The sequence below is a fragment of the Terrabacter sp. FW104-15G4B genome (assembly GCF_058790095.1).
Genome location: NZ_JBYTCI010000021.1, coordinates 1 through 11,156, shown reverse-complemented (window position 1 = coordinate 11,156; position 11,156 = coordinate 1). Strand labels below are relative to the sequence as shown.

The window sequence follows — 11,156 nt, the reverse complement described above, 5'->3', positions numbered from 1 at the left end:
CACAATGGGAACTCTCGTCCAGACGCTCGCGAGCTCGCCGAGCACGCTGAGCACGTATGCCGTGGGCCTCGCCACGCACGAAGGTGAGGCGCACGCCGCCACCGGGGTGACGGCATACGCGTGGCTGCTCGTCGCGCTGCCGCTGCTCGGTGCCGCCGTGTTGCTCCTCGGCGGCCGCCGCACCGACAAGTTCGGTCCCGTGCTCGCGACCGCCCTCTCGTGGGCCGCCTTCGTCGTCGGTGCGGTCGTCATCCTCTCGATGATCGGCCGTGGCGCCGAGGACCGCGCGGTGTCCGTCAACCTCTTCGACTGGATCTCAGCCGGCTCCTTCACGGTGAACGCGGGCCTGCTCGTCGACCAGCTCTCCCTGGTCTTCGTGCTGCTCATCACCTTCGTCGGCTCGCTGATCCACGTCTACTCGCTCGGCTACATGGAGCACGACCGCGACAAGCGCCGCTTCTTCGCCTACCTCAACCTGTTCGTCGCGGCGATGCTGCTGCTCGTCCTGGCGAACTCCTACCTGCTGCTCTACGTCGGCTGGGAGGGCGTGGGCCTGGCCAGCTACCTGCTGATCGGCTTCTGGAACCACAACCCGGCGTACGCGACCGCGGCGAACAAGGCGTTCGTCGCCAACCGTGTGGGTGACTTCGGCCTGTCCATCGCGATCATCCTGATGTTCTTCCACTTCGGCGCGGTCGACTTCCAGACGGTGCTCGGGGCCGCCGGCAGCAACGCCAACCAGGGCTTCATGACGGCCATCGGCCTGATGCTGCTGCTCGGTGCCTGCGGCAAGTCGGCGCAGTTCCCGCTGCAGAGCTGGCTCGGTGACGCGATGGCCGGCCCGACGCCGGTCTCGGCGCTGATCCACGCCGCGACCATGGTCACGGCCGGTGTCTACCTCGTCGTGCGCTCGGCGCCGGTCTTCGAGGCCGCGCCAACGGCCCAGCTCGTCGTCGTCATCGTCGGCGCCATCACGCTGCTCTTCGGGGCGATCGTCGGCTGTGCCAAGGACGACATCAAGAAGGCCCTCGCGGCCTCCACGATGAGCCAGATCGGCTACATGATGCTCGCGGCGGGCCTCGGCCCGGTCGGCTACGCCTTCGCGATCTTCCACCTGCTCATGCACGGCTTCTTCAAGGCCGGCATGTTCCTCGGCGCCGGCTCGGTCATGCACGGCATGAACGACCAGATCGACATGCGCCGCTTCGGGGGGCTGTCGGGCGCCATGAAGATCACCTGGGCGACCTTCGCCGTCGGCTGGCTCGCGATCCTCGGTGTGCCCCCGTTCTCGGGCTTCTGGTCCAAGGACCGGATCATCGAGGCCGCCTTCATCGGCGAGGGCTGGCGGCCGTGGGTGTTCGGCACGGCCACCCTCGTCGGTGCCGGCATCACCGCCTTCTACATGTCCCGCCTGTTCTTCATGACCTTCCACGGCAAGAAGCGCTGGACCGACGACGTGCACCCGCACGAGTCCGGCCGGCTGATGACGGTCCCGATGATCGTGCTCGCCGTCGGGTCGGCCTTCCTCGGGCTCGTCCTCGGCCCGACGGGGCTCTTCAACACCTGGCTCGAGCCCGTCACCGGCGCCGAGCCGGCTGGTGCCCACCCCGTCCTGCCGGTTCCGGTACTGATCGCCCTGACGCTCGTCCTCGTGCTGGCCGGCGGGCTGTTGGCGTGGCTGCGCTACTGGCGTGACGAGGTGCCGCTCACGGCTCCCACCGGCTCGCTCGCGACCCAGGCGGCCCGCAAGGACCTCTACCAGGACCAGGTCAACGAGGCCCTCCTCATGCGGCCCGGCCTCCACCTCACGCGCTCGCTCGTCTTCGCGGACAGCAAGGGCGTCGACGGTGCCGCCGGCGGCCTCGCCGCCCTCGTCGGCGGGACGAGCTCCCGCCTGCGCAAGCTGCAGAACGGCTTCGCACGCTCCTATGCCCTGACGATGCTCGCGGGCGTCGTCGCCATCCTCGGTGCACTCTGGGTGATCTCCTGATGACGAACATGTCCACCGTCCCGTGGCTGACGATCCTCGGGCTCGTCCCGCTCGTCGGCGCGCTGCTCGTCGCCTTCGTGCCGGGCAGTGTCGAGAACGCCAAGCGCCTCGCGCTCGGCGTCTCCCTCGTCACGCTCGTCCTCGGCATCGTGGCCGCGACGCAGTTCGACCGGTCCTCGACCGCGCAGTTCCAGCTCGGTGAGCAGTACTCGTGGATCCCGCAGTTCGGGGTGAGCTACGCCCTCGGCGTCGACGGCATCGCGCTGGTGCTGATCCTCATGGCGCTCGTGCTGACCCCGGTATGCCTGCTCGCGGCCTGGCACGACGTGCCCGAGGAGGCCGGCCCCCGCGGCGGACAGCGCGTCAAGACGTACTTCGCGCTCATCCTCGTGCTCGAGACGTTCATGGTCGGCGTGTTCGCGGCCACCGACGTGTTCCTCTTCTACGTCTTCTTCGAGGCCATGCTGATCCCGGTCTACTTCCTCATCGGCCGCTTCGGCGGGCCGCGCAGGCAGTACGCCGCGATGAAGTTCCTGCTCTTCTCCCTCGCGGGCGGGCTGATCATGCTCGTCGCCGTCATCGCCCTCTACCTGCAGGGCCCCGGCGGCAGCGACGGCTTCCTCATCGAGCGCCTCACCGGCCTCTCGATGGACCCGATCACGGAGCGGCTGCTCTTCGTCGGCTTCTTCTTGGCCTTCGCGGTGAAGGCGCCGATGGTGCCGTTCCACACCTGGCTGCCCGACGCCGCCACCGAGTCCTCGCCGGCGACGGCGACGCTGCTCGTCGGCGTGCTCGACAAGGTCGGCACCTTCGGGATGATCCGCTTCTGCCTCCAGCTCTTCCCGGAGGCGAGCGCGTGGGCGACGCCCGTCGTGGTGGCCCTCGCGGTGCTGTCCGTCATCTACGGCGCCCTGCTCGCGATCGGCCAGACGGACATGATGCGCCTGGTGTCCTACACCTCGGTGAGCCACTTCGGCTTCATCGTGCTGGGCATCTTCGCCTTCACCAACGTGGGCCAGGCCGGGTCGACCCTCTACATGGTCAACCACGGCTTCTCGACCGCTGCGCTCTTCCTCTTCGCCGCCATGCTCGTACGCCGTCGCGGCAGCAAGCGCATCCCCGACTTCGGGGGGTGGCAGCGCATCACCCCGGCCCTCGCCGGCATCTTCCTCGTCGCCGGCCTGGCCGGCCTCGCGCTGCCCGGCCTCTCGACCTTCGTCTCGGAGTTCCTCGTCCTGGCCGGCAGCTTCTCCACGCAGCCGGTGGGGACCGTCATCGCGACGGCCGGCATCATCCTGGCGGCGCTCTACATCCTGCTGATGTACAAGCGGGTCATGACGGGCCCGAGGGCGGAGGGTCTGGTGGGCGTGCGCGAGCACGACCGCCTCGACGAGCCCGGCCGCCGCGGCCTCACCGCCGTGCGTGACCTGACGACGCGCGAGAAGCTCGTCGCCGTGCCGCTGATCGCCGCCTTCGTGGTGCTCGGGTTCGCCCCGAACCTCGCGCTCAACGTCATCAACCCGGCCGTCGACAAGACCCTGTCGCACGTTCAGAAAGCCGTCCCCAACCTCAACCCGACCGGCACCTTGGCCGAAGGGAGCTCGAAGTGACCGCCGTCGCTCCGCTGGCGCTGCCCACGCTTCCCGCAGCGTTCCAGCAGTCGAACGTCGACTACCTGGCGATCCTGCCGCTGCTCATCGTCTTCGGCACGGCCCTGGTCGGCGTGCTCGTCGAGGCCTTCGCGCCGCGCGCGCGCCGTCACGCCATCCAGCTGACGCTGACCGTCGGGGGCCTGCTCGTGGCTGCCGCGTCGCTCATCCTCGCGGCGAAGCACCAGGGCCTGACGATGGGACTCTCGGACGGCACCGCCGGCCACCAGCTCTTCGCCCTGTCCATCGACGGTTTCGCCCTGTTCATGCAGGGCACGATCCTGCTCATGGGCGTGCTCGGCGTCCTGACGATGTCCGAGCGGTTCGGCGGCGTGGGCCCCGACGCGTTCACCCCGAGCGGCGCCTCGACCCCCGGCTCAGCGAGCGAGACGGCTGCGGCCCGCGCGGGTGCGCTGACCTCCGAGGTCTTCCCGCTGACGCTCTTCGCGATCTTCGGGATGATGCTCTTCCCGACGACGAACGACCTCATCGGCATGTTCGTCGCACTCGAGGTGCTCTCGCTGCCGCTCTACATCCTGTCCGGCCTGGCGCGCCGTCGTCGCCTCCTCTCGCAGGAGGCCTCGCTGAAGTACTTCCTGCTCGGCGCCTTCAGCTCGGCCTTCTTCCTCTTCGGCACCGCCCTGCTCTACGGCTACGCCGGTTCGGTGTACTTCGGCGACCTGTCCCGGGCGATCGCCTCGGCACCGCTCGAGCTGAACGGGCTGCTGCTGCCGGGGGCCTTCCTCGTCTTCGTCGGACTGCTCTTCAAGGTCGCTGCCGTGCCGTTCCACGCGTGGACCCCCGACGTCTACCAGGGCGCCCCGACGCCGGTCACCGGTTTCATGGCGGCCTGCACCAAGGCGGCGGCGTTCGGCGCGATCCTGCGCCTCGCGTACGTCGGCCTCGACACCGCTCGCTGGGAGTGGACCAACGCGCTCGTGATCGTCGCGATGCTGACGATGGTCGTGGGCTCGGTGCTCTCGGTCACCCAGACCGACATGAAGCGCCTGCTCGCCTACTCCTCGATCGCCCACGCCGGCTTCATCCTCGTCGGCGTGCTCGCCTTCGACCGCAGGGGCGTCAGCGCGGTGCTCTTCTACCTCGTCGCCTACGGCTTCTCGACGATCGCGGCCTTCGCCATCGTGTCGCTCGTGCGCCAGAACGGCGCCGAGGCGACGCACCTGTCCCAGTGGGCGGGTCTGGGCAAGCGCTACCCGCTCGTGGCCGGCGCGTTCGCCTTCCTCATGCTCGCCTTCGCCGGCATCCCGCTGACCTCGGGCTTCGTCTCGAAGTTCGGTGTCTTCTCCGCAGCGGTCGCCACGGGTGGCGCGACCGGTACGGTCCTTGCGGTCGTCGGTGTCGTGTGCAGCGCGATCACGGTCTTCGTCTACGCCCGGGTCATCGTCCTGATGTTCTTCAGTGACGCCCCGGACGACGCCGTCGAGGTCATCACGCCGTCGGTGTCGACGACCTTCTCGATCGCGATCGGCACGCTCATCACGCTGGCCCTCGGCGTCCTGCCGTCGTCGCTGCTCGACCTCGCCGACCGTGCATCGCTGTTCGTCCGATGACGTCGCTGTCGCTGCACGGTCACGGGGCCCGATGACGACCCACGCCACCCCGCCGGTCCTCGGCATCCCGGGGGCCAGCGCGGACCTCTCGGCCCGGCTGCGTGACGGCCTCGCCCGCGTCGACGCGCTGCTGCTGCAGGTCGTCGACCACGAGGACCCGTTCATCGCGAGGGCCTCGGGCCACCTCGTCGAGGCGGGCGGCAAGCGGTTCCGGCCGCTGCTGACCCTCCTCGCAGCCGAGCTCGGTGACGGCATCAACGACGACGTCGTGCGGGCCGCGTCCGGAGTCGAGCTGACGCACCTCGCCTCGCTCTACCACGACGACGTCATGGACGAGGCGACCGTGCGGCGGGGCGTGGAGTCGGTCAACGCCGCCTATGACAACTCGACGGCGATCCTCGTCGGCGACCTGCTCTTCGGCAAGGCCTCGGAGCTGGTCGCCGGTCTCGGCGCCGAGGCGGTCCTCATCCAGGCCCAGACGTTCGTACGCCTCTGCTCGGGCCAGATCCGCGACGACCGCCCGTGCCCCGAGGGAGTCGACCCGGTCGACTACTACCTCGAGGTCCTCGCCGACAAGACCGGCGTGCTCATCGCCACCGCGGGGCGCTACGGCGCGATGTTCAGCGGAGGCACGGCCGAGACCGTCGAGATCCTGCGCGCCTACGGCGAGAAGGTCGGCGTGGCGTTCCAGCTCGCCGACGACCTCATCGACATCGCGTCGGACGCCGGCGAGAGCGGCAAGCTGCCCGGCACCGACCTGCGCGAAGGCGTCGACACACTGGCCGTGCTGCGCTTCCGGGCCATGGCGGACCCCGCCGACGCCACTGACGCCCGCCTGCTCGAGCTGCTCGACAGCGACCTCTCGCACGACGAGGACGCCCTGGCCGAGGCCCTGACGCTGTTCCGCGCCCACCCGGCGCTCGAGCAGGCCCGCCTCGAGACGTATGCCGTCGCGCGCCAGGCACAGGACCTGCTGGCCCCGCTGCCGGCCAGCGACGCCAAGGCGGCCCTGCAGGCCCTCGCGCTCTCCGTCGTCGACCGCGTCGGCTGACCCCGCCGGCGAACCCCGACCCTGGCCGCGCGAACCCAGCGTTCGGTCGCGAACTGAGTGTCCTACCAGCGAGTTCGACACCGAGCGCTGCGTTCGGTGAAGGGGCCGGGGAGGGGATGGAGGGTCGCTAGGGTGCAGGGCATGCCTCGTCGCCTGTCGCCGCCCGTCGCGGCGCGCCTCTCGGCAGCGACCGCCGACCTGCCCGCGCCGCTCGCCGTCGTCGACCTCGACGCCTTCGACGCCAACGCCGCGACGCTCGTCGGGCTGGCCGGAGGCCGGCCGATCCGGATCGCGACGAAGTCCCTGCGCAGCCGGCCGCTCATCGAACGCGCGCTCGGTCGTGACGGCTTCGAGGGGCTCATGTGCTACGCCGTCCGCGAGGCCCTCTGGTGGGCCCGCGCGGGCCACGACAACCTCCTCGTCGCCTACCCCAGCGTCGACCTCCAGGCCCTGCGCGAGCTGGCCGCCGACCCGGCCTGGAAGCGTGCCGTCATCCTCATGGTCGACAGCGTCGAGCACGTCGACTTCCTCGCCCGTGAGGTGCCCGGCCACGAGGGCCTGCGGGTGGCCGTGGACGTCGACGCCTCCCTGCGGCTCGGGCCGGCGCACCTGGGCGTACGCCGGTCGCCCACCCGCACGCCGGCGGACGTGGAGACGGTCATCCGCAGGGCGCAGGAGCGCCGGCTCGTCGTCGCCGGCCTGATGTTCTACGACGCCCAGATCGCAGGGCTGCCCGACTCGTCGCTGGTGGTGCGCCGGATGAAGAGGGCGTCCGACGCCGAGCTGCGCACCCGTCGGGCGGAGGTGGTCAGGGCTGCCCGCGCGCTGGCCGACCTCGACGTCGTCAACGGCGGCGGCACCGGCAGCCTCCACGTCACCCACTCCGACCCGGCGCTGACCGAGCTCGCCGCCGGGTCGGGGCTCTTCGCGCCGACCCTTTTCGACGGCTACGACGCGCTCTCGCTCCGACCCGCTGCGTACTTCGCCGTCCCGGTCGTGCGCCGGCCCGGACCGGGCATGGTGACGGCATACGCCGGTGGTTACGTGGCATCCGGGCCGCCCGGGTGGGCGCGGGTCCCCGCCCCACTCGCCGAGCAGGACCTGGAGCTCAGCAGCCGCGAGGGGACGGGCGAGGTCCAGACGCCGCTGACGGGAGCGGGGGCCGACCGGCTCTCACTGGGAGATCGGATATGGTTCCGGCACGCCAAGGCGGGGGAGCTGGCCGAGCGCTTTCCGGAGTTCGTGCTCGTCAGCAGCGACGGAGGCGACCGGGTCGTCGGGCGGGCCGCGACCTATCGTGGGGAAGGGCAGTGCTTTGGCTGACACGGTCAGTGGCGTGACGAGTGGCGTGACGAGTGGCGTGACGAATGGCGTGACGAATGGCGTGGACCCCGGTGTGGATCCCGGTGTGACCGGCGGGAAGGGTGGCGTGGTCCGCAGCGTCGAGTGGTCCAACTGGGCCGGCATCGAGCGCTCGAAGCTCGCGCGGGTGGCGACCCCGACCAGCGAGGCCGAGGTCGTGGAAGAGGTGTCGCGCGCGGCGGCGCGCGGCCTGCGGGTCAAGGCCATCGGCGCGGGTCACTCGTTCACCGGTGTGGCCGTCACCGACGGGGTCCAGCTGCGCCTCGGCGCCCTGGCCGGCGTCACCTCGATCGACTCGACGCGTGGTGAGGCCACGGTCCGGGCGGGCACGCCACTGCACGTCCTCAACGAGGAGCTCGCCGCGTTCGGCTACGCCCTGCCGAATCTCGGCGACATCGACCGCCAGAGCGTCGCGGGCGCGACCGCCACCGGCACCCACGGCACCGGGCTGAAGCTCAAAGGGCTGTCCGCCGGCATCCGTGCCCTGCGCATGGTGCTGGCCGACGGCTCGGTGGTCGAGTGCTCCCCGACGCGGGAGCCGGAGCTCTTCCAGGCTGCGCGTCTCGGTCTGGGCGCGCTCGGCATCGTCACCGAGCTCACTCTGTCGGTCGTCCCCGCCTTCCTGCTGCACGCCGACGAGCGGCCCGAACCGCTGGCCGAGGTGCTTGCCCACGCCGCTGCGTCGGCCGAGGGCAACGACCACTTCGAGTTCTACTGGTTCCCGCACACCGACCGGACCCTGACGAAGCGCAACAACCGGGTCCCCGAAGGCACCGCGCGCCGACCCCTTGCGGCGTGGCGCGAGAAGCTCGACGACGACCTGCTGAGCAACCGGTTCTTCGAGCTGACCAACCGCGTCGCCACCCGGGTGCCTCGTTCGACGAGGGGCATCAACGCCTTGGCCGCCCGGGCGCTCAGCGAGCGGCAGTACACCGACAGCTCGCACAAGGTCTTCGTGACGGCGCGCGAGGTGCGCTTCCTGGAGTCGGAGTGGGCCTTCCCGCGCGCGAGCCTGGCGGAGGTGCTGCTCGAGCTGAGGGAGTGGGTCGACACCCACGACGAGCGGATCTCCTTCCCGGTCGAGTGCCGCATGGCGGCCGCGGACGACGTCTGGCTCTCGACGGCGTACCAACGGCAGAGCTGCTACGTCGCGATCCACCGCTACCACCGCCAGGAGCGAGGGGCCTACTTCGACGCCTTCGAGGCCATCGCGAGCAACCACGGTGGCCGCCCCCACTGGGGCAAGCTCCACACCCGCGGTGCCGACTACCTGCGCGGCGTCTACCCGCGCTTCGACGACTTCCTCGCCGTGCGCGACCGGGTCGACCCCGAGCGCCGCTTCGGCAACCCCTACCTGGAGCGCGTGCTCGGCTCCTGAGCCGGAGGGCTCACGACGACCGCGCCGTGCGCTGTCGATCCCACGCGAGGCGCAGCGCCAGCCGGACCGCGTCCGCGTCACCCGCGAGGTCGGCCTGCACCTTCTGGTGCGACTCCCACCGGGGCGGCACCACGAACGTCTGCGGGTGCGCCGCCACGAGCTCCTCGCGGTCGCGACCGCCGAGACGCACGAGCAGGGTGCCGTCGGCGTCGGCACGGGCGACCAGCAGGCCGTCGACGTACCACGCCCGGCGCCCGTCGGTGCGGCGCGCGCGGCAGCCCGCGAGCGTGTCGAGGTACGCGTCGACGTCGTCCAGCGTCATGGGCTCACGCTAGTGGGGGGGCCAGCCGCTGTGCGTTGGGTCGGCGGGTGGCCCAGAGGCGAACGACTGCGTATGCCGCTGGCTGGGTCACGTGGCAACCCAACGCAGAGGGGGCCTCTGGAACCCGACAGGTGCTGTGACCGGCAGGCGTGCTGACCGGCCGGTGTGCTTCACCGCTTGGTCAGCTTGCGGCCTCGGGCCGGGTCATGGACAGCACGTCCAGGGCCTCGTCGAGCTGCTGCTCGGTCAGCCTGCCGGCGGCCACGTGGCCCTGCTCGATGACGACGTCGCGGATCGTCCGGCGCTCCTTGACGGCCTGCTTGACCACGGCGGCTGCGGCCTCGTAGCCGATGTAGCGGTTGAGCGGAGTGACGATCGAGGGCGAGCCCTCGGCCAGCGCCCGCGCGTGCTCGACCTCGGCGGTGATGCCGTCGACGCAGCGGTCGGCGAGCAGGCGGCTCGTGGACGCGAGCAGGCCGATCGACTCGAGGATGTTCTTCGCCATGACCGGCAGCATGACGTTGAGCTCGAAGTTGCCGGCGGCCCCGGCGGTGGTGATGACGACGTCGTTGCCGATGACCTGCGCACACGCCATCACCGTGGCCTCGGGCACCACGGGGTTGACCTTGCCGGGCATGATGCTCGAGCCGGGCTGGAGGTCGGGCAGGTGGATCTCGCCGAGGCCCGTGCGGGGCCCCGAGCTCATCCAGCGCAGGTCGTTGCAGATCTTCGTCAGGCTGACCGCGACCACCTTGAGGGCGCCGGACAGCTCGACGACGGCGTCCTGGGCCGACTGCGCCTCGAAGTGGTTCGCCGCCTCGCGGAAGGGCAGTCCGGTGACGCCCGACACCCGCTCGATCACCGCCCGCGCGAAACCGGGAGCCGCGTTGAGCCCGGTGCCCGCCGCCGTGCCGCCGAGCGGCAGCTCGCTCGTCGCCTCCGCGGCGGCCCGCACCCGCGTCGCCCCGAGCTCGACCTGCCGGCGGTAGCCGCCGAACTCCTGGCCGAGGGTGACCGGCACCGCATCCATCAGGTGCGTGCGCCCTGCCTTGACGACGTCGGCGAACTCCGACTCCTTGCGCGCCAGCGCCAGGGCCAGGTGCTCGAGCGACGGCACGAGGTCGAGGACCGCGGCCGTGGTGGCGGCGATACGCAGCGCGCTCGGGAAGGTGTCGTTGCTCGACTGGCCGGCGTTGACGTGGTCGTTGGGGTGCACGTCGAGGTCGCTCTCGAGGTGTGCCAGGCGGGCCACGACCTCGTTGACGTTCATGTTGGTCGAGGTGCCCGAGCCGGTCTGGAAGACGTCGATGGGGAACTGGTCGTCGTGCTGGCCCTCCGCCACCTCACCGGCCGCTGCGGCGATCGCGCGGGCGCGGTCGGCGTCGAGGACGCCGAGGTCGGCATTGACCTCGGCCGCCGCGGCCTTGAGACGCGCCAGCGCGTGCACGACTCCGGTCGGGACGGGTTGTCCACTGATCGGGAAGTTCTCGACCGCGCGCGCCGTCTGCGCGCCCCACATCGCGTCGGCAGGCACCTGCACATCGCCCATCGAGTCGTGCTCGGTCCGGAAGCCCTGCGTTGCGACGTCGCTCATGCCCCCATCATCCACGCAATGCATCCTGGGGCCACGGGCAGCCGCCCGACCACGTGTGCGGCCGGGTCGGTCATTCGTGCCGGGCCGTGGCCGGCTCCTCGCGACCCGTGCCCGGGCAGCCCTCGGAGCCGGCGCACGACCACCCGGCCGGCGCCGCCCGCATGTGCCGTGTGCTCGGGCTGAGGACGGCGGCAGCGTCGCGCACGGGCTCGGTCGTGCCGTGCCTGTCGACACCGGCG

At 71.1% G+C, this 11,156-nt stretch carries 8 protein-coding genes; 6 read left to right on the top strand and 2 right to left on the bottom strand.

All coding sequences use genetic code 11. The features are described 5' to 3' along the window. Positions 1 to 4 precede the first annotated feature (4 nt). The 6 genes from nuoL to AC3WRT_RS15220 all read left to right on the top strand — a co-directional run bounded on the left by nuoL (position 5) and on the right by AC3WRT_RS15220 (position 9,001). On the top strand, positions 5 to 1,990 hold the full coding sequence (nuoL, locus tag AC3WRT_RS15245) for an NADH-quinone oxidoreductase subunit L (protein WP_492723319.1): 1,986 nt from the start codon (positions 5 to 7) through the stop codon (positions 1,988 to 1,990). Between the two features lie 8 nt (positions 1,991 to 1,998). Beyond that, the gene (locus AC3WRT_RS15240; RefSeq protein ID WP_492723482.1) at positions 1,999 to 3,600 is read left to right on the top strand and encodes an NADH-quinone oxidoreductase subunit M; all 1,602 of its coding nucleotides are present in this window, start codon (positions 1,999 to 2,001) and stop codon (positions 3,598 to 3,600) included. Continuing rightward, positions 3,597 to 5,210 carry an NADH-quinone oxidoreductase subunit NuoN gene (nuoN, locus tag AC3WRT_RS15235; protein WP_492723317.1) on the top strand — a complete coding sequence of 538 codons (1,614 nt, stop codon included), beginning with the start codon at positions 3,597 to 3,599 and terminating at the stop codon, positions 5,208 to 5,210. Before AC3WRT_RS15240 ends, nuoN begins: the two co-directional genes overlap by 4 nt. Before the next feature lie 31 nt (positions 5,211 to 5,241). Further along, positions 5,242 to 6,261: a polyprenyl synthetase family protein gene (locus tag AC3WRT_RS15230; RefSeq protein ID WP_492723316.1), complete on the top strand. Its 1,020-nt coding sequence runs from the start codon at positions 5,242 to 5,244 to the stop codon at positions 6,259 to 6,261. 141 nt (positions 6,262 to 6,402) lie between these two features. Next, entirely contained in the window at positions 6,403 to 7,584 is a 1,182-nt protein-coding gene (locus tag AC3WRT_RS15225) for a type III PLP-dependent enzyme domain-containing protein (protein WP_492723315.1), read from the top strand. 85 nt (positions 7,585 to 7,669) lie between these two features. Beyond that, on the top strand, positions 7,670 to 9,001 hold the full coding sequence (locus AC3WRT_RS15220) for a D-arabinono-1,4-lactone oxidase (protein WP_492723314.1): 1,332 nt from the start codon (positions 7,670 to 7,672) through the stop codon (positions 8,999 to 9,001). Between the two features lie 10 nt (positions 9,002 to 9,011). Here the strand turns inward: AC3WRT_RS15220 and AC3WRT_RS15215 are convergent, their stop codons facing one another. Beyond that, complete coding sequence (locus AC3WRT_RS15215; protein WP_492723313.1) at positions 9,012 to 9,323, bottom strand: hypothetical protein; 312 nt, start codon at positions 9,321 to 9,323, stop codon at positions 9,012 to 9,014. Positions 9,324 to 9,504: 181 nt separating this feature from the next. After that, a complete protein-coding gene (locus AC3WRT_RS15210) occupies positions 9,505 to 10,917 on the bottom strand; it encodes a class II fumarate hydratase (protein WP_492723312.1) in 1,413 nt (470 codons plus the stop codon). Positions 10,918 to 11,156: the final 239 nt, after the last annotated feature.

Bases quoted from the DNA above. Each gene is read 5' to 3' on its own strand.
- AC3WRT_RS15225 (WP_492723315.1), top strand. From the start codon at position 6,403: ATGCCTCGTCGCCTGTCGCCGCCCGTCGCGGCGCGCCTCTCGGCAGCG.
- AC3WRT_RS15230 (WP_492723316.1), top strand. From the start codon at position 5,242: ATGACGACCCACGCCACCCCGCCGGTCCTCGGCATCCCGGGGGCCAGC.
- AC3WRT_RS15215 (WP_492723313.1), bottom strand. From the start codon at position 9,323: ATGACGCTGGACGACGTCGACGCGTACCTCGACACGCTCGCGGGCTGC.
- AC3WRT_RS15240 (WP_492723482.1), top strand. From the start codon at position 1,999: ATGTCCACCGTCCCGTGGCTGACGATCCTCGGGCTCGTCCCGCTCGTC.
- nuoL (WP_492723319.1), top strand. From the start codon at position 5: ATGGGAACTCTCGTCCAGACGCTCGCGAGCTCGCCGAGCACGCTGAGC.
- AC3WRT_RS15210 (WP_492723312.1), bottom strand. From the start codon at position 10,917: ATGAGCGACGTCGCAACGCAGGGCTTCCGGACCGAGCACGACTCGATG.